The 25,273-nt window shown below is 68.4% G+C and carries 22 protein-coding genes; 12 read left to right on the top strand and 10 right to left on the bottom strand.

The window, feature by feature from the left end; all coding sequences use genetic code 11:
• Positions 1 to 156: 156 nt before the first annotated feature.
• Genes ACT89H_RS26485 through ACT89H_RS26475 form a run of 3 tightly spaced genes read left to right on the top strand, consistent with a single transcriptional unit; the run spans position 157 to position 6,267 of the window.
• Complete coding sequence (locus tag ACT89H_RS26485; protein WP_445111383.1) at positions 157 to 5,094, top strand: NAD-glutamate dehydrogenase; 4,938 nt, start codon at positions 157 to 159, stop codon at positions 5,092 to 5,094.
• Positions 5,091 to 5,555, top strand: coding sequence for an acyl-CoA thioesterase (locus ACT89H_RS26480; protein WP_445111382.1), 465 nt, complete (start codon positions 5,091 to 5,093; stop codon positions 5,553 to 5,555). The genes ACT89H_RS26485 and ACT89H_RS26480 overlap by 4 nt, the downstream gene beginning before the upstream one ends.
• A 46-nt stretch (positions 5,556 to 5,601) precedes the next feature.
• Positions 5,602 to 6,267: a DUF8185 domain-containing protein gene (locus ACT89H_RS26475; RefSeq protein WP_445111381.1), complete on the top strand. Its 666-nt coding sequence runs from the start codon at positions 5,602 to 5,604 to the stop codon at positions 6,265 to 6,267.
• Positions 6,268 to 6,510: 243 nt separating this feature from the next.
• Here ACT89H_RS26475 and ACT89H_RS26470 read toward each other — a convergent pair whose 3' ends face one another.
• Together ACT89H_RS26470 and ACT89H_RS26465 are read right to left on the bottom strand one after the other, a co-directional pair.
• On the bottom strand, positions 6,511 to 6,819 hold the full coding sequence (locus ACT89H_RS26470; protein ID WP_445111380.1) for an AzlD domain-containing protein: 309 nt from the start codon (positions 6,817 to 6,819) through the stop codon (positions 6,511 to 6,513).
• Positions 6,819 to 7,514 carry an AzlC family ABC transporter permease gene (locus tag ACT89H_RS26465; protein ID WP_445111379.1) on the bottom strand — a complete coding sequence of 232 codons (696 nt, stop codon included), beginning with the start codon at positions 7,512 to 7,514 and terminating at the stop codon, positions 6,819 to 6,821. The genes ACT89H_RS26470 and ACT89H_RS26465 overlap by 1 nt, the downstream gene beginning before the upstream one ends.
• Before the next feature lie 195 nt (positions 7,515 to 7,709).
• Between ACT89H_RS26465 and ACT89H_RS26460 the strand changes: the two genes are divergently transcribed.
• A complete protein-coding gene (locus tag ACT89H_RS26460; protein WP_445111487.1) occupies positions 7,710 to 8,276 on the top strand; it encodes a helix-turn-helix domain-containing protein in 567 nt (188 codons plus the stop codon).
• 4 nt (positions 8,277 to 8,280) lie between these two features.
• On the opposite strand, the gene ACT89H_RS26455 is transcribed toward ACT89H_RS26460, so the two are convergent.
• Positions 8,281 to 8,982 carry an HNH endonuclease gene (locus tag ACT89H_RS26455; protein WP_445111486.1) on the bottom strand — a complete coding sequence of 234 codons (702 nt, stop codon included), beginning with the start codon at positions 8,980 to 8,982 and terminating at the stop codon, positions 8,281 to 8,283.
• A gap of 243 nt (positions 8,983 to 9,225) precedes the next feature.
• On the opposite strand from ACT89H_RS26455, the gene ACT89H_RS26450 reads away from it, so the two are divergent.
• From ACT89H_RS26450 to ACT89H_RS26435, 4 genes are all read left to right on the top strand, one after another.
• Positions 9,226 to 9,630 (top strand): globin, encoded by a 405-nt coding sequence (locus ACT89H_RS26450; RefSeq protein WP_445111378.1) that lies wholly within the window; start codon positions 9,226 to 9,228, stop codon positions 9,628 to 9,630.
• A gap of 216 nt (positions 9,631 to 9,846) precedes the next feature.
• Positions 9,847 to 11,451 carry a glycoside hydrolase family 13 protein gene (locus ACT89H_RS26445; RefSeq protein ID WP_445111377.1) on the top strand — a complete coding sequence of 535 codons (1,605 nt, stop codon included), beginning with the start codon at positions 9,847 to 9,849 and terminating at the stop codon, positions 11,449 to 11,451.
• Between the two features lie 104 nt (positions 11,452 to 11,555).
• A complete protein-coding gene (gene ctaJ, locus ACT89H_RS26440) occupies positions 11,556 to 11,834 on the top strand; it encodes an aa3-type cytochrome oxidase subunit CtaJ (protein ID WP_445111376.1) in 279 nt (92 codons plus the stop codon).
• The gene (locus ACT89H_RS26435; RefSeq protein ID WP_445111375.1) at positions 11,821 to 12,285 is read left to right on the top strand and encodes a DUF5130 domain-containing protein; all 465 of its coding nucleotides are present in this window, start codon (positions 11,821 to 11,823) and stop codon (positions 12,283 to 12,285) included. The genes ctaJ and ACT89H_RS26435 overlap by 14 nt, the downstream gene beginning before the upstream one ends.
• Before the next feature lie 234 nt (positions 12,286 to 12,519).
• Here the strand turns inward: ACT89H_RS26435 and pepN are convergent, their stop codons facing one another.
• Positions 12,520 to 15,102: an aminopeptidase N gene (gene pepN / locus ACT89H_RS26430; protein WP_445111374.1), complete on the bottom strand. Its 2,583-nt coding sequence runs from the start codon at positions 15,100 to 15,102 to the stop codon at positions 12,520 to 12,522.
• A 216-nt stretch (positions 15,103 to 15,318) separates the two neighbouring features.
• On the opposite strand from pepN, the gene ACT89H_RS26425 reads away from it, so the two are divergent.
• The gene (locus tag ACT89H_RS26425) at positions 15,319 to 16,155 is read left to right on the top strand and encodes a phosphoribosylaminoimidazolesuccinocarboxamide synthase (RefSeq protein ID WP_445111373.1); all 837 of its coding nucleotides are present in this window, start codon (positions 15,319 to 15,321) and stop codon (positions 16,153 to 16,155) included.
• A 5-nt stretch (positions 16,156 to 16,160) separates the two neighbouring features.
• Here ACT89H_RS26425 and ACT89H_RS26420 read toward each other — a convergent pair whose 3' ends face one another.
• From ACT89H_RS26420 to ACT89H_RS26405, 4 genes are all read right to left on the bottom strand, one after another.
• Positions 16,161 to 16,637 carry an NUDIX hydrolase gene (locus ACT89H_RS26420; protein ID WP_445111372.1) on the bottom strand — a complete coding sequence of 159 codons (477 nt, stop codon included), beginning with the start codon at positions 16,635 to 16,637 and terminating at the stop codon, positions 16,161 to 16,163.
• Between the two features lie 321 nt (positions 16,638 to 16,958).
• Positions 16,959 to 18,224 carry an RNA polymerase sigma factor gene (locus tag ACT89H_RS26415; protein WP_445111371.1) on the bottom strand — a complete coding sequence of 422 codons (1,266 nt, stop codon included), beginning with the start codon at positions 18,222 to 18,224 and terminating at the stop codon, positions 16,959 to 16,961.
• Positions 18,221 to 18,622: a YciI family protein gene (locus tag ACT89H_RS26410; protein WP_445111370.1), complete on the bottom strand. Its 402-nt coding sequence runs from the start codon at positions 18,620 to 18,622 to the stop codon at positions 18,221 to 18,223. Before ACT89H_RS26410 ends, ACT89H_RS26415 begins: the two co-directional genes overlap by 4 nt.
• A gap of 106 nt (positions 18,623 to 18,728) precedes the next feature.
• Positions 18,729 to 19,961, bottom strand: a complete 1,233-nt coding sequence (locus ACT89H_RS26405) for an NAD(P)/FAD-dependent oxidoreductase (protein WP_445111369.1) — start codon at positions 19,959 to 19,961, stop codon at positions 18,729 to 18,731.
• 179 nt (positions 19,962 to 20,140) lie between these two features.
• Here ACT89H_RS26405 and ACT89H_RS26400 point away from each other — a divergent pair, with 179 nt between their 5' ends.
• Positions 20,141 to 20,782 carry a mycothiol-dependent nitroreductase Rv2466c family protein gene (locus ACT89H_RS26400; protein WP_445111368.1) on the top strand — a complete coding sequence of 214 codons (642 nt, stop codon included), beginning with the start codon at positions 20,141 to 20,143 and terminating at the stop codon, positions 20,780 to 20,782.
• A gap of 40 nt (positions 20,783 to 20,822) precedes the next feature.
• On the opposite strand, the gene ACT89H_RS26395 is transcribed toward ACT89H_RS26400, so the two are convergent.
• Positions 20,823 to 21,932, bottom strand: coding sequence for a M48 family metallopeptidase (locus ACT89H_RS26395; RefSeq protein ID WP_445111367.1), 1,110 nt, complete (start codon positions 21,930 to 21,932; stop codon positions 20,823 to 20,825).
• Positions 21,933 to 22,107: 175 nt separating this feature from the next.
• On the opposite strand from ACT89H_RS26395, the gene ACT89H_RS26390 reads away from it, so the two are divergent.
• Positions 22,108 to 22,581 carry a ribose-5-phosphate isomerase gene (locus ACT89H_RS26390; RefSeq protein WP_445111366.1) on the top strand — a complete coding sequence of 158 codons (474 nt, stop codon included), beginning with the start codon at positions 22,108 to 22,110 and terminating at the stop codon, positions 22,579 to 22,581.
• Between the two features lie 23 nt (positions 22,582 to 22,604).
• A complete protein-coding gene (locus ACT89H_RS26385) occupies positions 22,605 to 23,417 on the top strand; it encodes an Fpg/Nei family DNA glycosylase (RefSeq protein WP_445111365.1) in 813 nt (270 codons plus the stop codon).
• Positions 23,418 to 23,433: 16 nt separating this feature from the next.
• Here the strand turns inward: ACT89H_RS26385 and ACT89H_RS26380 are convergent, their stop codons facing one another.
• The gene (locus ACT89H_RS26380; protein ID WP_445111364.1) at positions 23,434 to 24,384 is read right to left on the bottom strand and encodes a diguanylate cyclase domain-containing protein; all 951 of its coding nucleotides are present in this window, start codon (positions 24,382 to 24,384) and stop codon (positions 23,434 to 23,436) included.
• Positions 24,385 to 25,273: the final 889 nt, after the last annotated feature.

Here is a 25,273-nt window from a genome sequence, read left to right as displayed (position 1 = left end):
CATGCCGTCCGACCTCGGCACACGAGCGGCGAACTCCGTGGTCGCGGTGAACACCTCGATATTGGAAGGGAATTCACCCGCGCGTCTCCGGCGCACAGTTACTCTCGGACCGGCGTCACTTTGTTACGGAACCGATATCCGAGGGAGTTGGCGAAAATGACCGTCTCGTCCGAATTGTCCAGCGCGGCGTGGGCCGCGGGTTTGCCGCAGTCGCTGCGCGGCGAACTCGCGACCCTCGAGGAGGCGTACTTCCGCCACGTCGACGCGGGCGATGTGGACTGTGCGATCACCGGCATCACCCAGATTTTCCGGAGGCACCTGGAGTTGGCGGTGACGCGCCGCCCGGGTCGCGCGCTGGTGCGGGTGTATCACCCGGACGACGGTTCCGGAATCGGTGCGGCGGTGCAGATCGTCACCGACGACATGCCGCTGCTGGTCGAGTCGATCAGCTCGTCGCTGAGCCGGATCGGTGTCAGCGTCAGCGAGATCATCCACCCGATCTTCGAGGTCGAGCGGGACGAAGAGGGCCGGCTGACGCACGCCGGCGCGCACGAGGTGGACGGCACCGGCGGGGCGGGGCTGCGCGAATCGTGGATGCACGTGCAATTGCACCCGTCGACCAGTGCGGCGCTTCTGGCCAAGGTCGAGTCCGCCGTACCGGACGTGGTGGACGACGTGCGGCAGGTGATCGGTGACACCGACGCCATCGAAGATGTGCAGAGCAAGCTGGCCGACGCTCTGGAGCTGGCCGCGCACTCCGGGTCCGCGCCGTTCCCGCCGACCGAACTGACCGACACCGCCAACTTGCTGCGCTGGCTGGCCGGGGGAAACTTCACCCTCCTCGGTTACGCGCGCTACCGCCTGAGCACCGACCAGGGTCGCGAGGTGTCCAGCGTCGTGCCCGACACCTGCCTCGGCGTGCTGCGGCCGGACGTGGGGACCGACTTCCACGTCCCCGTCAACGGCGCCGACCGTCCGTTGCTCACCCTCACCCAGGGACTGGTCCCCGCCACCGTGCACCGGGCGGTGTATCCGTACATCGTCGGCGTCGCGGATTTCGACGCCGACGGAACGATCGTCGGCGAACATCAGTTCATCGGCGTCTTCACCGTCACCGCCGTGCATGAGAACGTGCTGGACATCCCGGTGATCGAACGCCGGGTCCGCTCGGCCATCGAGGACAGCGGATTCGACCTGGATTCGTTCTCCGGTCAGGCCATGCTCGAGGTCATCCAGTCCTTCCCGCGCACCGAGCTGTTCTCCGCCGACGCCGAGACGCTGCGCCGCACCGCCACCGCCGTGCTGAGCGTCAGCCTGCGGCGCCAGGTGCGCCTGTTCCTGCGCGCGGACACCTACGGCCGCTATGTCGCCTGCCTGGTCTATCTGCCGCGTGACCGGTACACCACCAGAGCCCGGCTCGAGATGCAGGAGATCCTGGTCCGGGAACTGGGTGGCGTGTCCATCGACTACTCCGCGCGAGTGGGCGAAAGCGATTTGGCGCGAGTGTATTTCACCGTGCGCATGCCGGAGGCCGAGCTCGATGTCCCGCGTAGTACGCTGCCCGGCGCCGATACCTCCGAGCCCAACCGGCTGCGTTTGCAGAACATGCTCGCCGAAGCCAGCCGCACCTGGGAAGACCGGCTGAACGACGAGGTGAGCACCTCGACGGTGCTCGATCCGGCGGTGGTGCAGCGATACGCGGAAGCCTTTCCCGAGGGCTACAAACAGGATTTCGCCGCGGCCCGGGCGCTGAGGGACATCGTGCGCCTGGAGCGTTTGCGCGCCGGCGCCATCGACCAGTACCTCTACCGAAAGCCGGATTCGGCACCGGGTTCATGGCGTTTCACGCTCTATGTCGGTGGCAGCGGCATCTCGTTGAGCCAGGTGCTTCCGCTGTTGCAGAGCCTCGGCGTGGAGGTGGTTGACGAGCGGCCCTATCAGATCGGGCTGGAGGCCGCGGCGGACGGCACCGGCGGCGAGCGGTGGATCTACGACTTCGGCCTGCTCGCCCGCCCGGAGCTGCTGCGCAGTTCGCTCGACCGCGATCTGGACGCCGAGCTGCTCGAGTCCGCCAAGCGCGCCGACGTGCTGGCGGCGGAGGTGCGCGGGCTGCGGGAACGGTTCGTGGAAGCCTTCGAGGCCATGTGGTACGGCCGTGCGGAGGCGGACGGGCTGAATGAGCTCGTGCTGCGTGCCCGGCTGCCGTGGCGGGCCGTGTCGATCCTGCGCACCTACGCGAAGTACTTGCAGCAGGCCGGTTTTCCGTACAGTCAAGCCAACATTTGCCGCGTGCTGCTCACGTACCCGGATATCGCGCGCCTGTTCGTCGACCTGTTCGCCGCGCGCTTCGACCCCGACACCGTGTCCGCCGAGCACGCGGCGGAGCTGGAGACCCAGGTACGCGGACGGATCGACGAGGTGGTCAGCCTGGACGCGGACCGCATCCTGCGGGCGATCCTCGGCTTGATCAAGGCGACACTGCGGACCAACTACTACGTCACCGACGCGGAAGGCAGACCGCGCGACTTCGTCTCGGTGAAGGTCGAACCACGGGAGATCGCTGAACTGCCGAAGCCGAAGCCGCAGTTCGAGATTTTCGTGTATTCGCCGCGGGTGGAGGGTGTGCATTTGCGTTTCGGTTCGGTGGCGCGTGGTGGTTTGCGGTGGTCGGATCGGTTGGAGGATTTCCGCACGGAGATTTTGGGTTTGGTGAAGGCGCAGGCGGTGAAGAATGCGGTGATCGTGCCGGTGGGCGCGAAGGGCGGTTTCGTGGTGAAGAGGCCTCCTGCGGCTACGGGTGATCCGGTGGTGGATCGGCAGGCGTTGGGTGTGGAGGGGGTGGCGTGTTATCGCACGTTCGTCTCCGGTTTGCTGGATGTCACTGACAATGTCGATCGGGTGAGCGGTGAGGTTCTTCCGCCGGCGCGGGTGGTGCGTCGGGATGGGGATGACACGTATCTGGTGGTGGCGGCGGATAAGGGTACGGCGACGTTTTCCGATATCGCGAATGATGTGGCGGGGAGTTACGGTTTTTGGTTGGGTGATGGGTTCGCGTCGGGTGGTTCGGCGGGTTATGACCATAAGGCGATGGGTATTACCGCCAAGGGTGCGTGGGAGAGTGTCAAGCGGCATTTCCGGGAGATGGAGATCGACACGCAGGTTCAGGACTTCACGGTTGTGGGTGTTGGTGATATGAGTGGTGATGTGTTCGGCAACGGTATGTTGTTGTCGGGGCACATTCGTTTGGTGGCTGCGTTCGACCACCGGCATATCTTCTTGGATCCTGATCCGGATGCGGTGCGTTCGTATCGGGAGCGGCAGCGGTTGTTCGCGTTGCCGAGGTCGTCGTGGGCGGATTACGACACGTCACTGATCAGCCCGGGCGGCGGGGTGTGGGATCGCACCGTGAAGGCCGTGCCGATCAGCCCGCAGGCCAGGGTGGCGCTCGGCTTGGCCGATGACGTCGTGTCGCTGTCGCCGCCGGACCTGGTTCGCGCGATCCTGCTCGCTCCGGTGGATCTGTTGTGGAACGGCGGTATCGGCACTTACATCAAGGCGAGTACCGAGACCAACGCGGAGGTGGGTGACAAGTCCAACGATGCGGTTCGGGTCAACGGGGATCAGTTGCGGGTCAAGGTGATCGGGGAGGGCGGTAATCTCGGCGCCACGGCCCTCGGGCGGATCGAGTTCAACCGCAACGGCGGCAAGATCAATACCGACGCGCTGGACAACTCGGCGGGTGTGGACTGCTCCGACCACGAGGTCAATATCAAGATCCTGCTCGACGCCGTCGTCTCCAGCGGTCAGTTGCCGCCGGACGAGCGCAACCCATTGCTGGCGTCCATGACCGACGAGGTTGCGCAGATGGTCCTGCAGGACAATGTGGCGCAGAACTTCCTCATGGGTATCTCACGCACCGAGGCGCCGCAGATGCTGAGCGTGCAGATGCGGCTCATCGAGGAGCTCGAGCAGCGTCGCGGCTTGGACCGCGAACTCGAAGCGCTGCCCTCGGACCAGGAGATGAAACGCAGGCTGGAGGAAAGCGCCGGACTGGCCTCGCCGGAGCTGGCCAATCTGATGGCGCATGTGAAGCTCTCGCTCAAGGCCGATCTGCTCGATTCCGACCTGCCCGACAGCCAGTATTTCGCCGCGCGGCTGCCGGAGTATTTCCCGACGCCGCTGCGCGACCGTTTCGGAGCGGCGATCAAACGTCACCGGCTGCGCCGGGAGATCGTCACCACCATGATCGTCAATGAGATGGTGGACTACGGCGGCATCACCTACGCGCACCGGTTGAACGAAGAGGCCGGCGCTACCACCACCGACGCGGTGCGTGCCTTCGCCGCGGCGAGCGGAATCTTCGACCTGCACGAACGGTGGGCGCGAATCCGCGCGTGCGACGCGCCCACCCCGGTGCGCGACCTGCTCGAACTGGAGACCAAGCGGACCCTGGACCGCGCGTCCCGGTGGCTGCTGAGCAATCGCCCGCAGCCGATCGCGGTGGGGTCGGAGATCAGCCGGTACCGCGCCGACGTGCGGGAACTCGCACCCAAGGTGCCAGGATGGCTGCGCGGGCACCACGTGTTCACCCTCACCGACCGATCCGCCGAGTTGATCGCTCGCGGCGCGCCGACCGAGCTGGCCACCGAGGTCTTCGGTCTGCTCCACCTCTTCCCGCTGCTGGACATCGTGGACATCGCCGACATCACCGACCGGGACGGCGACGAGGTCGGATCGCTGTACTACGCGCTCAACGATCACCTCAAGATCGACTGGCTGCTGCAGGCGGTCAGCCACCTCGAACGCGGCGACCGCTGGCACGCGCTGGCGCGGCTCGCACTGCGCGACGACATGTACGGGTCGCTGCGCTCGCTCACCCTCGACGTGCTCTCCGGTGGCGACCCCGAGGAGACGGCGGACGAGAAGATTGCATACTGGGAGTCGAAGAATCAGTCCCGCCTCGGGCGAGCCAGGGCGGCGCTGTCGGAGTTGTTCGAGTCCGGAACCCACGATCTCGCCACGTTGTCGGTTGCAGCGCGGCAAGTGCGGAGCATGGTGAGCGGGGTGGGCGCTCAATCGGAGGTGCCGCGTTGACCAGTTCGGCGAACGGAGGCGGGAAGGCCGCGGGCAGCCTGGTGCTGCCCAAGCGGTTCCACGCCAAGGTGGACGTCAGGTGGTCGGACATGGACGTGTTCCAGCACGTCAACCATGCCCGGATGGTGACGCTGCTGGAAGAGGCGCGGATTCCGTGGCTGTTCGAGAACGGCCGCCCCACCGCACCGCTGCGCGAGGGCTGCGTCCTCGCCGACCTGCGGGTCCGCTACCGCGGTCAATTGCGGCACGAGGACACGCCGCTGGACATCGCCATGTGGATCGAGCAGTTGCGCGCGGTCGACTTCACCATCGGCTACGAGGTGCGGGCGGCGGGTGCGCGGCCCGACTCGCCCGCGGCCGTGGTGGCGTCCACGCAGATCGCGGCGTTCGACATGCGGGCGCAGCGGTTGCGCAGACTCACCGACGCCGAGCGTGATTATCTGTCCGAATGGATGGAGTGAGCGACCGCGGCGATGGTGGTCGAGTGCTGACGGCGGAGCTGCCGTGATGGCGGAACAACGAGTACTGCACGTGCCCGATCCGGCGGAGCGGGAAAATCTTGCGACGTTCCTGACCAGAGCCGTGCGGCTGGACCCAGCGGCGGTGGTGCGCCTGCGCCGCCGCGGGGAAAAGTATGTCTCGGCGTGGGTGGCGACCGGTTTCGAAGCGTTGGCGATGCGCACCGTGGTCGCCGAGCTCGGCGTGGACGATGTGACGGTCGGCGCCGAACTCGTGCTGGCCGGTTCGGCGGGCGGCACTCCGATCGATCTGGGGTATTCGATGGACTCCGCGTGGCGCGGCGCGCTGCCACCCGTCGACGGTTTCACGCATATCGATGACGTGCCCGCGCGCACCCTGGTCGAACTCGCCGAGCGGGGTGCCCAGCTGGCGAAGGAACACGGCAGCGGCCACGGCCCGCCCGCCTCGTTGCTGGATCAGGCGGTGCTGACCGTATCGGGTGCGGACACGCGGGTGCAGGTGCCGATGCGCGTCGTCTTCGCGCTCACGGCGATGGACTTCATCCCGCATTCGGGGGAGAAAGCCGACCCCCGCCGCATCCCAGCCGCCGAGATCGTCCGCGTCCGAGCGACCAGAACCTGGCTGCGGCTCGACGCCCGCTACGGTTCGGTGGCCCGTCGACTCGGCGGCGGAATTCCCCTGCTGCCGCACTGACCGCGCGGCCGTCAGGCTGGTCGTTCACCGGCCGGTCGGCGTCGACGTCGGACGTAGTTTCTTCGATCCGAATCGCTATTTCCTTCGTACACAATGGAATCCGGGTGCCTCTGCCACACGGTGAATTCTGGAGTAGCGAACAGGGTCACCGAAGCGACCGATGAGGCAGGCGGCGCCGTCGGTAGGAGCGGATGGCGTCGCCTGCCGCTGCGCGGAATCCGGTTGCCGAGAGGTCCCGGCCGCTCAGGAAACGCCGAGGAGGCGGACGAACGCCGTGGTCGCGGCGGCGGCGAGGATGACAAGGAGCATGGGTTGCCGGAACCAAGCCAACGCTGCGCCGACGAGAGCCCCTGCGGGCACGGCGAATCCGAGGTTCGCGGTGCCCAGCGGAAGGATGGTGACGGCCACGAGTGCGGTGAGCAATACGACTGCGCCGATCTCCAGCAGCCGCACCACGCGCGTGGGAAGGCGCACCCGGTCGCGCAACGCGGGTCCGGCCCAGCGGAACGCGTAAGTGCCCGCGGCAAGGGCGACGATTCCCGTGGCCAGCATCACGCCACCCCCGCTACGGTCGCCGGTTCGGGTTTTTCCCGCGCCGCGACCAGCACCCCGGCGAGGGCGAGCAGGACCGGAAGGCCCCTGGGCAGGAACGGAGCGCTGACCAGCGCGATGGCGGTGCCGACACCCACTGCGGCGAGGGTGGTCCGGTCCCGCAGCGCGGGTAGTACCAAGGCGAGTAGAACCGCGGGGAACACCGCATCGAGTCCGAGCGCCGAGGTGTCGGTGACCACCGATCCGATCAGCGCTCCGACGGCGGCGCCGCCGGGCCAGGCGAGCAGCACGCCCGCACCGGTGATCCAGTAGGCCGCGCGCCTGCGTCGCGCGTCCGGCTGCGCGATGGTCATCGCGACGGACTCGTCGTTCATCAGATGGACGCCCAGCGGGCGCCGCCAACCCGTGCCGACCGCGTCGGGGATCGACAGCCCGTACGGCACGTGCCGGGCGTTCACCAACAGTCCCGCCAGCACCGCCGCGATGGGACTGCCACCGGCGGCGACGATCCCCAGAAACAGGAACTCCGAGCTCCCGGCGAGCACCACGCAACCGAGCAGCACCGGCAGCCAGACCGGGAAGCCCGCTGCGACCGCCGTCGCCCCGTAGGAGATCCCGATCACACCGACCGCTAGGCACACCGCCCCGATCCCGAGCAGCGTATTCCGATCGAGTGTTCGCCATATCGAACGCATGTAGCTTATAGTGAACATTGCGTGCCGCTTCGTCAAACCTGACCCAACCCGCCGCGTCCGCGACGAAGTCGCCGGCGGTGGTCGCTCGGGCCCGAGCCACAAGACGGCCGCGAACACGCAGCGGCCGAACCAGCGCAGCCGCGAACGCAGCGCCGCAGGCGCGGCAAAGTAGACACAGTGGACACAGAGGCGGACATGACGCAGCAGGACGCGACGGCAACACCTCAGGCGGTGATCGCCGCCGCCCTTCGCCGCGAGCGCACTCGGGCCGGACTGTCGTTGAGCGAGGTCGCCGGCCGGGCGGGCATCGCGAAATCGACTCTCTCGCAATTGGAGTCGGGAACCGGCAACCCGAGCCTGGAGACCTTGTGGGCGTTGTGCGTCACCCTGGACCTGCCGTTTTCCCGATTGCTCGACCCGCCGCGCCCGAACGTGCACGTCATCCGTGCCGGTGCGGGCCCGGTGGTGGCGGCCGAGCAGTCGGAGTATCGGGCGACGCTCCTGGCGGCCGGGCCGGCCAATTCCCGCCGCGACCTGTTTCGCATCACCGCGGAGCCGGGACATGCGCGCCGATCGGATCCGCATATCGCCGGTGTGGTGGAGCACGTGCTGCTCGCCGAAGGGAGGGCGCTGGTCGGCCCCGTCGACGCACCTGTCGAACTACACCCGGGCGACTACATCGCGTACCCGGGCGATCAGCCGCATGTGTTCGAGGCGCTGGCGTCGCCGACCTGGGCGACGCTGGTGGTGGAGTACACCTGATCGGTCAGGCGGCGCCTTCACCGAGATACTGCAACCACACGGGGTCGAGTTCGGCGGTGGTGGACAGCAGGCGCCAATGCGGCCCCTTCGGGGAGACCAGCGGGGCGCGCAGTGTCCAGCCCAGTTCGCTGAGCAGTTTGTCGGCTTTGCGATGGTTGCACGGTGCGCAGCTGGCCACGCAGTTCTCCCAGGAATGCTCGCCGCCGCGGCTGCGCGGGATGACGTGGTCGATGGTCTCGGCTTTGCCGCCGCAGTAGCCGCAACGGTAACGATCCCGGTGCATGAGCGCGGCGCGGGTCATCGGCACCCGGGCGCGATAGGGAACGTGCACGTAGGTGCGCAGGCGGATCACCGAGGGGATGGCCACCGACGTATCGGCGGAGTGCACTATCGCCCCTTCGTCGTTGTGGTGAACGGCGTCGGCCTTGTCGCAGATGAGCAGGACGATCGCGCGGCGCGCGGACAATGCGGTGAGCGGCTCGTAGGTGGCGTTCAACAGCAACACCCTGGTCTTGAGCCAGTTCGTGCCCTCGGCGGGCGGGGCGGTCGGGCGGGGTCCGTGGTCGTGATGGCCACGGTGTCCACCCGGATATCGTTCGGACAAGATGTGCAGCGGAGTAGCCCCCGACCCACGATTGTGGACGTCGGCGGGCTGGAGTTGTCGGTGCGCTCGCGCCTCATGTCGGGCGCCGTGCCGCTGCTTCATCTCGACCTCGATTTCATGATTGGCAGGATCATGTGGTATCTGCAAAGCAGAGACTGTCACCCAGTTGACCATGGAATGTCGGGCATTGCACGGTGATTTTCAACAATGTCCGGTTAACTGTGGCTGACGTGCCGTTCCGGCGCGATGTTCCGGTTGCCGACCGGTGGCGCACGGGCGGTGCGGCGGCGGTGCACGGGCGCGGGCACAATGGACAGCGGCGCATCCGGTGAAGCGAGAGGGTCTATGACTTCGGGCGAGCAAACGGCGACGTCGTTCTACGAGGCGGTCGGCGGGGCGGAGACGTTCCGGCGGCTCGTCGCGACGTTCTATCGCGAGGTGGCCGCCGACGAGGTGCTGCGCCCACTGTATCCAGAGGAAGATCTCGGTCCGGCGGAGCGTCGTTTGCGAATGTTCCTGGAGCAGTACTGGGGCGGTCCGCGCACCTACTCCGAGGAGCGCGGCCACCCCCGCCTGCGCATGCGGCACATGCCGTTCACCATCGGACCGATCGAGCGGGACGCGTGGCTGCGGTGCATGCGTATCGCCGTCGCCGAGATCGAGCCGGGAATCCTGGATGGCGAGCACCGTAAGGCTCTGCTCGACTACCTGGAGATGGCGGCCAACTCCTTGGTGAACGCCCCCTTCTGAGAGGTATGCCGACTCCGGCGACGGTGTGTTTTCTACCGCGTTGAGGTGACGAGACATTCGCTGGTGAACGGCGGGTGACGTGCAGGTTGCGGGTGAGAGGTGGAGCGGAGCAGCGTCTTTCGCCTACACAGGTGACAGTGCTGGGTATTTGCCGGGAATTCCAAACCGTGTGGCGGGTGACGGCTTTCGCGTTGAAACTTTGGCACTATTGCGGATGTGAGTGATGCACCAGCCTTAACGGCGCCGGTGGATCGCACCACGCAGTCGTGGTGGCGGTCGGCCGTGTTCTACCAGGTTTATCCGAGATCCTTCGCGGACTCGAGCGGAGACGGGGTCGGCGACCTCGGGGGAGTCCGAGACAAATTGGGCTATCTCGAACTGCTCGGCGTCGACGCGCTGTGGATCTGCCCCGTGATGCGTTCGCCGATGGCCGATGGTGGCTACGACGTTGCCGATCCCCGCGACATCGATCAGCTCTTCGGCGGGCTCGCCGCGATGGACGCGCTGATCGCCGAGGCGCATGCCCGCCGGATCAAGGTCACCATGGACTTGGTGCCCAACCACACCAGCGACCAGCATCCGTGGTTCCGCGCGGCGCTGGCGGCGGCTCCGGGCAGCCCGGAGCGCGACCGGTACATCTTCCGCGACGGCCGCGGCCCCGGTGGCGCCCAGCCGCCGAACAACTGGCCGAGCATTTTCGGTGGCCCCGCCTGGACCAGGATCACCGAACCCGACGGCACGCCCGGCCAGTGGTACCTGCACATCTTCGCCCGTGAGCAGCCCGACCTGAACTGGGCCAACCCCGAGGTCGCCGCCGATTTCGAGCAGACGCTGCGGTTCTGGCTCGACCGCGGGGTGGACGGATTCCGGATCGACGTCGCGCACGGCATGGCCAAACCCGACGGTCTGCCGGATATGCCGGAGCTGTCCGTGTCGGCCCTGCTCGCGCACGACGACAGCGACCCGCGGTTCAACAATCCCGCGGTGCACGACATCCACCGCCGGATCCGCAAGGTCGTCGACGAGTACCCGGACGCCGTGACCATCGGTGAAGTGTGGGTGAACGACAACACCCGCTTCGGCGAGTACGTGCGCGCCGACGAACTGCATCTCGCGTTCAACTTCCGGCTCGCGGAATCGGCGTTCGCCGCCGACGCGGTGCGCGACGCGATCGACAACTCGCTGTCCGCCGTCGCGCCGGTCTTCGCCGTGCCCACCTGGACGCTGTCCAACCACGACATCGAGCGGGAGGTCACCCGGTACGGCGGCGGCGCGCTCGGCGTCGCGCGGGCGCGGGCGATGATCCTGCTGGAACTCGCGCTGCCGGGCGCGGTGTTCATCTACAACGGCGCCGAGCTGGGGCTGCCCAACGTCGACGACCTGCCGGACCATGTTCTGCAGGATCCGGTGTGGGAGCGCTCCGGCCACACGCAGCGCGGCCGCGACGGCTGTCGGGTGCCGCTGCCCTGGGAGGGCGCCGCGCCGCCGTACGGGTTCACCATCGGGACGCCGTGGCTGCCGATTCCGCGCGACTGGTCGCCGCTGACCGTCGAGGCGCAACTCGAGGAGCTGGGGTCGACCTTGTCGCTGTATCGCATGGCGATCGAGCTGCGCGCGCTGCGGCCGGAGTTCGCGGGGGACCGGATCGAGTGGTACGGCAGCCCGGCTGGTTGTCTCGCCTTCCGCAGGCCGGGCGGACTGGTCTGCGTGCTCAACGCCTCGGACGCGCCCATCCAGCTACCGCCGGGAGATGTGCTGCTGGCCAGCGCGCCGACCGACGGCGGCCAGCTGCCGGCGAACGCGACCGCCTGGTTGGTCTGAGGGGTGTCGCAAAATACCAGCTCGGAGCGGGTGCAGTCGACACTGATGGCGATCCGGCTCGACCGGACGGAGAACTACTACAGAGGATCGTCTACCTTTGATCCGTGAGCATTCTCGAGACAGTGCTGATCTTCGCCGGCATACCGCTGGTGATCTACGGCGTGATCGCCGGATTGTCGTTCCTCGGTAAGCCGCTGCCCGGCGAGAAGCCGGTCCACTTCGCCCTCGGTCAGAAGTGGACCGCGTCGCCGGTGCTGTGGAGTGCCACCGAAGAGGTGATCGGCTCGGGTCACCACTTCGCGGAAACGCCGCATGAACACCATGCGGCCATCGAGTCCACCGCGGTGGAGCTGATCGGAGGACGGGCAAGTGGCAGGTTCTAAGTGGCCCGCGGTGGTCGAAGCCGATTTGCCGCACGGATACGCGATCACCAGCAGCGGACGCGTCTCCGGCGTGCACGAGGCAGGCGACGTGTTCAAGGAAGCGCCGTTCAGCGACGACGAGCGGCTCCTCATGGACAACGTGCTCACCGAGGCGACCCGCGCGACGAAGGTGCGCTTCAACGTCTACATCGGCGATCTCGGCGCGGACCCGGCAGCGTCCGCGGACGCGATCTTCCCCGGCACGCCCGAGGCGGCGCACTCGGTACTCATCGCCGTCTCGCCCAACGAGAAGGCGATCGAGGTGCGCTCGGGCCGGGCTGTCGCCGACCGTGCGAACGATCGCGTCTGCCAGCTCGGCGTCACCGCCGCGCTGAGCTCGTTCCGGCAGGGCCAGCTGATCGACGGCGTGGTCTCCGCCGTCCGCGTGATGGCCGCCGCCATCGGTAGATAGGGCTGTAATTTTTTCCAGCGCCTGCGGCGCTGGGTGAACGGCGGATGCTCGGTCTCGCTGACGCTCGAAACCTGGGGTTTGGCCGACGCCGTTTGCGTAAGCGGTCATCTTGGACGCGAGCCGGGCTCGTGATCGGCGGATGCTCGGTCTTCCTTCCCTCGAAAGAAGGTGTGGCCGCTGTGGTGCTGCCGTAGTCGGCGCGTCCGCCCGACCAGGGCGGACGCGCCGGTTCGGTTACGACTGGGCGTCGAAGGCGCGGGCGCGCAGCGAGCGCTCGATGCCCGCCTTGCCCTCGCTGACCAGCCTGCGCAACGCCGGTGGGTGATCGCCGGCCAGGAACTTGTCGGCGACGGCTACCGCGTCCTCGCTGATCGCCCAGTGCGGGTAGAGACCGACCACCACGGTCTGGGCGACCTCGCTGGAGCGACGCTCCCAGACGCCGGGGATCTCGGCGAAATACCGCTCCACGTAGGAGGACAGCAACTCACCCTGTCCGGCGGGCGCGAAGCCGCCGACGATCGAGCGGGCGGTGATATTGGGCACCGAGTCGTCGCCCATCACCGTCGCCCACGCCTGCTCCTTCACCTCGGCGATCGGGCGCGCCGTCGCCGCGGCGGCCGCTTGCCGCCGGCCCGCGGCGGTGGGGTCGTTGGCCAGCTCCTCATCGATGACCGGCGTGTCCAATCCCTCGGCGTCGATCTCGCCCGCCGCCGCAAGCGCCGACAGGATCCGCCAGCGCAGATCGGTGTCGACCACCAGACCGGGCAGGCCGACCTTCGCCGGGTCGCCGTCGCGCAGCTCGCTCAGCACCTCGGTGTGCCAGGCCGACAACTTCGCGGCGGTCAGCGCGTTGACGAAGGCGAGCTGATGGTCGGAGGCCGGCTCGGCTTCCCGTGCCAGCTCCAGCAGCCGGTTCGCGTATTCCGGCCAGCCGGTGGTCGCGGCCCATTCCGGATCGGCGTAGCTGCTCAGCGCGGTGTTGGCCTGCATGAGCAGCCGTTGCACCACACCGATCTCGCTCTCGGCGCCGGCACCGCGCTCGACCAGCGCGACGAAATCACGGGCGCGGAACTCGGCCTGACGCGTCATCTCCCAGGCCGCTGACCAGGCCAGCGTGCGCGGCAGCGGCTCCGCGATGTCGGCGATGCGGTTGACCAGCACGTCGAGCGAATCGGCGTCGAGGCGGATCGAGCAGTAGGTGAGGTCGTCGTCGTTGACCAGAACGAACTGACCGCGCGGCACGCCGACCAGCTCGGGTACCTCGGTGCGCTCGGCGGCGTCGAGGTCGAGTTCGACCCGCTTGGTGCGCACCAGTTTCCCGTCCTGGTCGTCGTAGACGCCGATCGCGAGGCGGTGCACGCGCCGCTCGCCCGCGCCCGGCTGCGCGCCCTCCTGCACGACCGCGAAGGAGCTGAACCTGCCCTCGGCGTCCACCTCGAAGTCCGGGCGCAGGATGTTCAGTCCGGTGGTCTTGAGCCACTGCGCGCCCCAGGTGGACAGGTCGCGGCCGGAGGACTTCTCCAGCGCCGACAGCAGATCGTCGAAGGTGGCGTTGTCGTAGGCGTGGTCGGCGAAGTACGTGCGCAGCCCGGCCAGGAACGGCTCCAGGCCGACATAGGCGACGAGCTGCTTGAGCACGCTGGCGCCCTTGGCGTAGGTGATGCCGTCGAAGTTGACCTCGACCGCGGCGAGATCGGGGATGTCCGCGGCGATCGGGTGGGTGGAGGGCAACTGGTCCTGCCGGTAGGCCCAGGACTTCTCCACGTTGGCGAAGGTGGTCCAGGCGTTGGTGTACTCGGTGGCCTCGGACTGGCACAGCACCGACGCGAACGTGGCGAACGACTCGTTCAGCCACAGGTCGTCCCACCACTTCATGGTGACCAGGTCGCCGAACCACATGTGCGCCATTTCATGCAGGACGGTCTCGGCGCGGCGCTCGTAGGACGCCCGGGTGACCTTGGACCGGAAGACGTAGTCCTCCAGGAAGGTCACCGCGCCCGCGTTCTCCATCGCGCCCGCGTTGAACTCGGGGACGAACAGCTGGTCGTATTTGCCGAACGCGTACGGTACGCCGAAGTTCCGGTGGTAGAAGCCGAAACCCTGCTTGGTCTCGGTGAACAGCCGCTCGGCGTCCATGTACTCGGCCAGCGAGGCGCGGCAGTAGATGCCGAGGGGAACAGCGCCGTGGTCGTCGGTGTAGACGTCGGTCCACTGCGCGTACGGGCCCGCGATGAGCGCCACGAGGTAGGTGCTCATCTTGGGGGTGGTGCGGAAGACGTGTTTGCCCGGCTCCGCCACGAGCGTCTGCACGACGGCCGCGTTGGAGATGACCTGCCAGTCCTCCGGTGCGGTGACGGCGAGGTCGAAGGTGGCTTTGAGGTCCGGCTGATCGAAGCAGGCGAACATCCGCTTGGCATCGGCGGTTTCGAACTGCGAGTACAGGTACACGGCGTCGTCGGCGGGGTCGACGAACCGGTGCAGGCCCTCGCCGGTGTGGGAGTACTCGCAGTCGGCCTCGACCACCAGCTCGTTGTGCTCGGCCAGGTCGGTCAGCGTGATCCCGGTCGACTCGTCGTACCCGGAGACGTCCAGCGCGGTCCCGTTGAGCACCGCCGAGCGCACGCCGCGCGCCACGATGTCGATGAACGTGCTCGCGCCCGGTGTCGCGGTGAAGGTCACGGTGCTGCGGGAGAAGAAGGTCTGCTCGCCCGGCTTGCCCGCGCCGTCGGTGAGGTCCAGTTCGACGCGATAGTTCTCGACCGACACCGTCGCGGCGCGTTCGATCGCCTGGTCGCGAGTGAGGTTGGGTGCGGACATAGGGCTCCTTCGTAGTCGAAGAACTGGCACGGGCGACACCCACAATGCCACCCCGGCGTGGCGGGCTGCGCGGGACTTTCCCGATCAACCCTAATGTTCGTGGCGCTGACGCGCCGGTACGGCGGCGCGACGCGGACGGCGCGGCGGTCGCGCTCGGGGCGCCGGTATTGTGCCTGGTGCAGCACAGGTTCACCCCACGGATTCGGAGGCTCGACGTTGAAGCATGTGCACGCCGGAAAGGTGCGTGACCTGTACGAGGACGGCGACACGCTGCTGCTGGTCGCGTCCGACCGGGTGTCGGTGTACGACGTGGTGCTGCCGACGCCGATACCCGACAAGGGCGCTCTGCTCACGCAGCTGTCGAACTGGTGGTTCGAGTACTTCACCGACGTGCCCGACCACGTGGTCTCCGCCACCGACGTGCCCGCCGAGTTCGCCGGCCGCGGCATCCGGGTCAAGCCGCTGAAGATGATCCAGGTGGAATGCATCGCGCGCGGCTACCTGACCGGGTCGGGCCTGGTGGAATACCGCAGGACGGGCGCGGTGTGCGGGATCGCGCTGCCGCCCGGCCTGCGCGAGGGCGACAAGCTGCCGGAGCCGATCTTCACGCCGACCACCAAGGCGTCCGAAGGGCACGACGAGTCGATCACCTTCGCGGACGTGGTGAACCAGGAGGGACGCGAGGTCGCCGAGCGGCTGCGTGAGCTGACCTTGCACATCTACGCCCGAGGCGCCGCGCACGCGGCCGAACGCGGTGTCATCGTCGCCGACACCAAGGTCGAATTCGGCTGGGACGGTGAGGTACTCACCCTCGGTGACGAAGTACTCACGTCCGACTCGTCACGTTTCTGGCCCGCCGACGAGTGGGAGCCGGGTCGTACCCAGCGCTCGTTCGACAAGCAGTTCGTCCGTGACTGGGCCACCTCCACCGGCTGGAACAAGGAGGCGCCCGGACCGGAGATTCCGGCCGATGTCGTCGCGGCGACGCGCCAGAAGTACGTGGAGGCCTACGAACTCATCACTGGCCGGGCCTGGGCGGGCCTGTCGCGGTAACGCGGTCAGTCCGCGAGCAGTTCGGCCAGCCGGTCCAGACAGGGCCGCTGTCCCGCGACGAGCTTGTCTCGCGCGGTGGACACATCGAACCACTCCGCGCGGTCGACTTCGGGGAACTCCGCGAGGCGACCGGAACGCGGCGGCCATTCCAGCTGGAAGGTTCCCGGTACCACGGCGGCGGGATCGAGATCGCCTTCGACGGCCCAGACGGTGAGGATCTTCGTGCCGCCGCTGTAGCGCGTCTCACCCAACGGCAGCCACCTGCCCGCCGGGACCGGCAGCCCGAGTTCCTCGGCGAACTCCCGGCTCGCCGCGGCCTCGGCGTCCTCCGTCTCCGGCTCGTACTCGCCTTTCGGAATCGTCCACGCGCCCAGGTCTTTTCGCGCCCAGAACGGACCACCCATGTGTCCGAGCAACACCTCCACGGCGCCGCCGGAGTTCCGGCGGAAGACAAGGACTCCCGCACTGTGTTTGCCTGCCACACCGCGTAGTCTGCCCGGTCACGATCAGCCGAGCGTCCTCGCCCGCTGTCGTCCGGCGCGTCGCAGTAGCAGCCGCTTCCACGAATCCACCGTCGGCGTCCGGTCGCGCCCGAGCCGAGCCGTGCGAAGGTGTGCGCGCACGGACAGCCGGTCTCCGCTGCCACGCGGTGGCGCCCGAAGTCCCATACCGCAGATCTGGATCCGCGCCAACGGCCCGGGCGGGACGCCGCGCCGGGGTGGAACCACGATCACGCAGGCTCAGCAGAGTTCGCGCAGGCCCCGATGGCGAACCGAGGTCGCCGCAGCCGTTCGGGCAGCTGCTCAGCCGGTGCGATTCGCCCGTGCTCCGTGACGCAGCCGTGCCGCACGGATGGTCAGATAGTCGCGCTCCGGGACACTTGTCGTGCGGGCGGCTGCCTTGGTGTAGCAGCCGATGGCCGCGTCGACCGCACCGGCCATCTCGTGCAGATGGCCGCGCACGGCGTCGAGCCGGTGGGTACCCGACAGTTGGTCCTCGAGGGTCTCGGCCAGCGCGAGACCCGCTTCGGGCCCGGCCACCATCGCCGTCGCCACGGCCCGGTTCAGCGTCACCATCGGATTGTCCGAAAGCCGTTCGAGCCGGTCGTACAGCGCCAGGATCTTGGTCCACTCGGTATCTTCCGGGCGCGGAGCCTGCGCGTGCAGGACCGCGATGGCCGCCTGGATCTGATAGGGCCCGCGCAAGCCGCCCGCGAGCGTGCCGGTGACCAAGGCCGTCCCTTCGATGATCTGCGCCCGGTCCCACAACGCGCGATCCTGCTCGGCCAGTGGCACGAGTTCGCCGTGCGCGCCCGTGCGTGCCGTGCGGCGGGCGTCGGTGAGCAGCATCAACGCGAGCAGGCCGGTGACCTCCTGGTCGTCGGGCAGTAGCCGGTGCACCGCCCTGGTGAGCCGGATCGCCTCGTCGGACAGATCCGTCCGCTGCAACGTGTGCCCCGAGCTGCTGGTATGGCCTTCGCTGAAGATCAGGTACAACACGTGCAGCACCGCGCCGAGCCGCTCGCGCCACCCCTGGTCACCCGGCTGCGCGAAGGGCCGTTCGACCGTGGCCAGCTTCTTCTTCGCCCGGGTGATCCGTTGCGCCATTGTCGCTTCCGGCAGCAGGAAGGCGCGGGCGATCTGTTCGGTGCCCAGGCCGCCCACCGCGCGCAGCGTCAGCGCGATGGCGGCGGCGGGCGTCAGTGCCGGGTGGCAGCACAGGAACAGCATGGTCAGCGTGTCGTCGTGGTCCACCGGGACGGCGTCGCTCACCTCGCGGTCGAAAGCCGTGGTCTCCCTGCGCCGCCGAGCCACTTCCGCGCGCACGGCGTCGGCCATGCGGCGCTGCGCCACCTGGATCAGCCAGGCCCGGGGGTGGTCCGGCAGGCCCTCGCGCGGCCACTGGGTCGCGGCCGCGAGCAGCGCTTCTTGCAGTGCGTCCTCGGCGGTGTCGAAGTCACCGAACCGGCGGACGAGCGTTCCGAGGACCTGCGGCGCCAGTGCGCGCAGCAGGTCCTCGGTGCTCGCCGGGAGCGGTGTGTCGTCGGGCACCGCACTCCGGTCGCTCATTGCTCGGTGGCGGGGGCGCCCATCACCGCGCGAACTTCTATGTACTCGCCGATCGGTTTACCGCCGGGGCCGGGTGCGGCGGAGGCCTGCGCCGCGATCTCGTAGGCCCGCTCGGGGCTGTCCACGTCGACGATCCAGTACCCCGCCAAGAACTCTTTGGTCTCCGGGAATGGTCCGTCCGTGACCACCGGCGCCGACCGGCCGTCCGAACTGACGATCCGTGCCTCCTCCGGCCCGGCCAATCCCTGCGCGTCCACCAACTCGCCCGCCTCGGCCAGCTGCGCACCCAGCGCGCGCTGGAAGTCTATGTGCGCCTGGATCTCTTCCGGGGACCATTCGTTGATCGGTGTGTCGCAGTACGCGGTGGGTGCGTAGGTCTTCAGCAGCATGTACTTCATGGTCGTCTTCCTCTCCGGCGTTCGGTCGCATGGAGCGCTCCGGTGGCGCCCGCGAGGAGGTCGGAGCACGGCGCGCGCATTCGACCCAACTCTTCGGTGATCCACATCACAGTTCGGCCGAGGTGTCCGCCAGCCGATCCGGATCGACCGGTTCACCCGCCAGAATCAGTTCCTTGATCCGGTCGGTCACGTCCCAGACGTTCACGTTCATCCCGGCGAGCACGCGGTTGCCCGCGTCCAGCCAGAATGCCACGAACTCGCGTGCCGCCTGGTCGCCGCGCACGACGACCCTGGCGTGCTCGCCCGGCGCGGCGAACCCGGTGTACTCCATGCCCAGGTCGTACTGGTCGGTGAAGAAATAGGGCAGCCGGTCGTAGGACGCCTGCTTGCCGAGCATGGTCGCGGCGGCGACCGCGGGTTGGTTCAGTGCGTTCGCCCAGTGCTCCACCCGGACCCGCCTGCCGAGCACCGGATGCTGCTGAGCGGCGATGTCGCCGACCGCGACGATGTCCGGATCGCTGGTGGCCAGGCGTTCGTCGACGAGCACACCGTCGTCGACGGCGAGGCCGGCGTCGGCGGCCAGTTCCACGTTCGGGCGCGCACCGACGGCGACCAGCACCGCGTCCGCTTCGATCGTGCTGCCGTCGGCGAGCCGTACCCCGTTGGCGACCGCGGTCGCGATGGCGTCCTCGGTGGTGATCGCCTCGACCTGAGCGCCGAACCGGAACTCGACGCCGTTGGCCCGGTGCAGATCGGCGAACACCTCGCCCATCTCCGGCCCGAGCACCGCCAGTAGCGGCAGGTCAGCGCGTTCGACGATGGTCACCTCGACGCCCGCCGCGCGTGCCGCGGCGGCGACCTCCAGGCCGATCCAGCCCGCGCCGATGATGACGAGCCGCCGCGCGCTGCCGAACAGTTCGATCAATGTGTCGGAGTCCTCGATGGTGCGCAACGTGTACACGTTCGGCGCGTCGGCGCCGGGCACGGGCAGCGTCCGCGGCGTGGAGCCGGTGGCGAGCGCGAGCTTGTCGTAGGGCAGCGTGGAGCCGTCGGGCAGGGTGAGCGTCTTGGCCGCGGGGTCCAGCCCGGTGACCGTGGTGCCGAGCTGGATCTCGATGTGGTGATCGCGGTACCACTGGGCCGGATCGATCGTGAACTCCGGCAGCGACTTCTTTCCGGCGAGATGCTCCTTCGACAGCGGCGGCCGATCGTAGGGCAGGTGCTCCTCGGCGCCGATCAGCGTCACGCATCCGTCGAAGTCGTCGGCGCGTAACGCTTCCGCGACCTTGGCCGCGCCCAGTCCGCCTCCGACGATGACGAAACGCTGGTCAGAACTCATCGCGGACTCCTTCTCCGAAGGGAACCAAGCTCCTGGCGACCAACCCTACTTGCAGCCGTACGCCCAGCTCGGGAAAACGGGCGCCGCGGGTGGGAACGAATCGGGAGCCGCCGTGGTTGGTCGGTAGGGCGGCGACGTGTGCGCGTCGTCCTGCCGCATGCGATCGAGAGGAACTGCCCGTGACCGACAAAGCCACCAAGGACGTCGCCGATTTCTGGTTCGACCCGCTGTGCCCGTGGTGTTGGATCACGTCCCGCTGGATCCTCGAGGTCGAGCAGGTGCGCGACATCGAGGTCCGGTTCCACGTAATGAGCCTTTCGGTGCTGAACGAGGGCAAGGACGCGCCGCCGCAGTACCAGGAAATGCGGGCCGCGGGCTGGGGCCCGGTCCGCGTCGCGATCGCCGCGGCGCAGGAGCACGGCGACAAGGTGCTCTCGCCGCTGTACACCGCGATGGGCACGCGCATCCACGATCGGCGGGCCGAATACGAACGCGAGAGCCGCAAGGAGTCCCTCGCCGCGGTGATCGCCGACGCGCTGGCCGAGGTCGGCCTGCCCGCCGAGCTGGCCGCGGCCGCCGAGAGCATCGACTACGACGAGGCGCTGCGCAAAAGCCACCACGAGGGCATGGACAAGGTGGGGCCGGACGTCGGCACCCCGACCATCCACATCAACGGCACCGCGTTCTTCGGTCCGGTGCTGTCCCGGATTCCCCGGGGCGAGGAGGCGGGCAAGGTCTGGGACGGTGCGGTGGCACTGGCGTCCTATCCGCACTTCTTCGAGCTGAAGCGCACGCGGACCGAAGATCCGTCGTTCGACTGAGCGACGTGCCCGGGTGCCGACGCGCGGCACCCGGCTCCGGTCATGACGCGGACTTCGGCGGGCTCGCGGGCATCTGGCCGTAGGAGTTCGCGTAGCCGCCCGCGGGCACACCGGCGCCCGGGGGCGGCGCGGGGCGCAGGAACAGCTTCCCGTGCCTGCTGCGATCGCGCAGCGCCCACATCCGCCAGGTGAGCACCGGGTGGCTGGACAGAGCGTTCACCATCCAGACGAAGAATCCCTTCTCGACAGCCGCTCGATCGGCCATCTCGTCGAAGCCCACCAGCGTGTTCATGTACTTGCCCGCCGCCAGGGTGCCCATGGCGGCGGACGCACCGGTATGCCGATTGCAGAAGCCGTGGTTGTCCGCGGTGTATTCCTGCGCGCGGATCAGGCTGTTGCCGACGATCGGCAGGAACGGCACGAGGAACATGCCCAGCTGCCGCCAGTACGACGTGTGCCCCGCCGCGATATGGCCGACCTCGTGGCCGATGATGAACGCCAGGGCGTCGGGTTCGCGTGCGGCACCGCCGATTTCGAACAAATCGCTGTAGACGACCACGTAGCGCCGGAACCCGTGCCCGCTGGCGAACGCGTTGATCTGGCCGTTGCCGAGCACCACGTACGCGTCCGGCACCTTCGTCATGCCGAAGCGAGCGGCGGCGTCCACCACCATCTGATATCCCTCGGGGAACTGGGTCGGCGACATCTTGACGCCGTTCACCCGCTGGCTCGCGTAGTTGACGCCGCGACCGAACCACAGCAGCAGCGGCGCCGCCGCGAACGCGAGGACGTACTGGTCGAAGTTTCCGGTGGCGAGCAGCACGAGCGCGATCAGATACGCGAACACGGTGAGCACCACCACGACGACCAGCATCGGTATCTCCCAGCTGTGCCGGGCGGGCATGCCGAACGGCGACAGACCGCGTGGCTGCCGCTGCGGCGGTGCCGCGGGTGGCACCGGGACGCCGGGATAGGAACCGTAGGGCGCCGGGTACGCAGCCGGAGGCGCGGACGGATACGAGCCCGAGGTGTACTGCTGGCCGAAGGACGCGGCAGGTGTGTTATGGGTCGGGCCCCACCCGCTTTGCTGGGCGTACGGGTCGGCCTGGCGGCCCGCCTGGTCGGACGGCTGGGGTTGGAACGGCTGCATGGGATGAACTCTATTCAGTGGTCGGGAACGGCGTCGGGGCGTCGGCCGTGTCACCGGGCTCTGTGGCCGCGAACACAACTGGCACATCACTCGATTCGCGCGGTGCCGCCGCGGTGTCGATCGTGGGGCAAGCCCTCTCGCCACCGCGACGCGGCCACCTGACACAATGCCTGCCATGCGCGTTTACCTCGGTGCCGACCATGCCGGTTTCGAACTGAAGAATCACGTCAAGGCCCATCTGGAGCAGGCGGGCCACGAGGTCGTCGACTGTGGGGCGCTCGAGTACGACGCGCTGGACGATTACCCCGCCTTCTGCATCGAGGCGGCTCGCCGGACCGTCGCCGACCCGGGCAGCCTCGGGCTGGTGTTCGGCGGCAGTGGCAACGGCGAGCAGATCGCCGCGAACAAGGTGCCCGGCGCCCGCTGCGCGCTGGCCTGGAGTGTGGAGACCGCGAAGCTGGCCCGCGAGCACAACAACGCGCAGTTGATCGGCATCGGTGGCCGCATGCATTCGACCGAGGAAGCGCTGGCCATCGTGGACGCGTTCGTCTCCACCCCGTGGTCGGGCGAGGAGCGCCACCAGCGTCGCATCGACATCCTGGCCGAGTACGAGAAGACCGGCATCGCCCCGTCGGTTCCCGCGTACTGAGCGCACCGAGGTCGTAATAGGCTGTGCCGGAAGGACATACGCTACACCGCCTAGCGCGGCTGCATCAGCGTCGCCTCGCGGGCGGTGTGGTGCGCGTATCGAGCCCGCAGGGCAAGTTCGCCGCGGGCGCTGCCCGGGTGGACGGGCAGGTGCTGACGAAATCCGAGGCGTGGGGCAAACATCTGCTGCACTACTACGACTCGGGGTTGGTCGTGCACGTGCATCTCGGCCTCTACGGCGCCTTCACCGAATCCGCGCTGCCGATGGGGGAGCCGGTCGGGCAGGTCCGGATGCGCATGTTCGGGGGGCCGGACGGGCAGCCGGGCTTCGGCACCGACCTGCGCGGGCCCACCGCGTGCGAGATCCTGCTGCCGCCGGAGGTGACGGCGCTCACCGACCGGCTCGGTCCTGACCCGCTGCGGCGCGGCGCCGATCCGGATCGGGCGTGGCGGCGCGTCTGTCGTTCTCGCAGGCCGATCGGCGCGCTGCTGATGGACCAGCACGTGGTCGCCGGAGTCGGGAACGTCTATCGCGCGGAATTGTTGTTCCGCCATCGCATCTCGCCGCATCGTCCGGGCGTGGATCTGTCCGCGGGCGAGTGGGCGGACATGTGGTCCGATCTGGTCATGCTCATGCGGGTGGGGGTGCGCGTCGGGAAGATGGTCGTGGTGCGGCCCGAACACGATCACGGCGAGCCGTCCTACGCCCCGGATCGTCCGCGCACCTACGTCTACCGCCGCCAGGGCGCTGCGTGCCGTCTGTGCGCGACGCCGATCGCCCATCAGGTGATGCAGGCGCGCAATCTCTTCTGGTGCCCCACCTGCCAACCCGGCTGACCCGGACAGGTCCGGGTCAGCCGGCGACGGCGGTGTCGATGTCCGGCTCGTCCGCGAGGGCGAAGCGGCGGCCACCGGCCGTTTTCGCGGAGTACATCGCGCGATCGGCGCGGCGGAGCAGATCGGTGAAATCCAGTGGGCTGCCCGGCGGGTTGTAGGCGGTGCCGACGCTGGCCGACACCGGAACGGGCCCGGCCGATGACCAGACCGGGTCCCGCAGAGCGGCCACGATCCGATGCGCGAGGTCACCGAGGTTGTTGTGGTGCGGGTTTGTCGCGAGCACGAACTCGTCACCGCCGTACCGGCAGATCACCGTGTCCGGCGGACACGCTTCGCGCAGTCTGCCGGCCAGTTCGACCAGCACCTCGTCGCCGATCGCATGCCCGTACCCGTCGTTGATCTGCTTGAACCGGTCCAAATCGATCAACAGCAATCCGACACCGCGTGTCGGATCGGTGGCCATCAGGCGCACCTTGTCCTGCAACAGCGTCCGGTTGGCCAGATCGGTGAGCGCGTCGTGGGTGGCCTCATGGCGCAACCGGTGCTGTAGCGCGGCGATCTCCTGCACGCGCAACGACACCTTGGCCGACAGGTTCTGCTCCTGCTGCGCGAGAGCGCGCTCCTGCAGCGCCTGGGCGTAACTATCGATGGCCTGACTGGCGATGAGGGGCCAGCGTGTGGCCACCAGGGAGCCCGGCGCGCCGGACGGGAAACCGAGCAGCCAGCGCGTGGCGTGCGCCAGCATCCGAATCCGGTCGAACGGCGCCTCGGCGAGCCGCGCCCCGAGCATCCGTGCCTCCGGAACCGGGAACGGCTCGGATCTGGCCAGCGTGAGCAGGCGCTCGACGAGCTCGACCAGCACCGGTTCCAACTGGTGGGGCGCCGCGCCCGAACCGGGCTCGGCGCAGACCGCACGGGCCCACGCTCGGGCCATGGCGGCTACCGGGGGCTCGATGGTGGTCGCCATCGGAATCACCCGGTGTGGGCGACGTCGGTACCGAGATGCCCTGTAGTCACACAGGTGCCGGCGTCACCCTGATCGTTCCCACTGCTACGCGGTTGTGTCCACCTGGTTCGGCGCACGTTCACCGCCCCCTTTCCAGATACCCCCGTCCGGCACAAAGGATCCTAGCAAGCCACTCGGCATCGAAAAGCGACGATTTACAACGTGTGCTCGACGCGTGACGAATGGTGATCGGGTATGTGATCGTTCCCGTCGCTTTGGTGTTACACCGGATTCTCGTTCGCCGCAAAGACGCGCCGCGACGCGCTGGCGACACGCTGTATGTGGCGTACGGACAGTGGTGTGTCAGCCATGCGCACGGTCCGCACCGGTCCCGCGCCGCCCGCTTCACGAGAATCTGTTCTCGCCCGCGATGTCCTTGTCTGCCCTGTCGAGGTGCGAATCGCTGTTCCGCGCGTGCTCGAGGTGGTCGCCCGCTCGCGGTCGTCCGGCCGAACCGGCTCGGGTCGCGTCCGCCGCCCGGCGCCACGATGCCGGCGGCATCCAGGTGTGCGGTGTGAGCTGCTCGCCGCGCTCCCGGCAATCGGGTTGCCGGGCGACCGGCCGAGGGTGGCTCGCTGCCCGGACTTCTCGGCACGCACCGTCCAGATCCCGGCTCGGTGTCGCGGCCGTGGCCGTGCGACACGGCGAGTGCGTCGGCCTTGACGGCGAGTCGTGCGGTCCTCATCGGAATTCCCTCGGAGCGAAGTTCTGTTCCTGGCGTGACAGATGTGCCCTTTGAGTTTCGCCCACCCGAATCCGACACGCCAGAGTTTCACTGAAAAATCACCTTTTAAATGTTCCCGCGGGCGCGGCACCGCGTTCCGGCGGCCCGCCGTGCGACACTGGGCGC

It is taken from the genome of Nocardia aegles (assembly GCF_052545135.1).
This window is presented reverse-complemented; position numbering and strand designations above follow the sequence as displayed.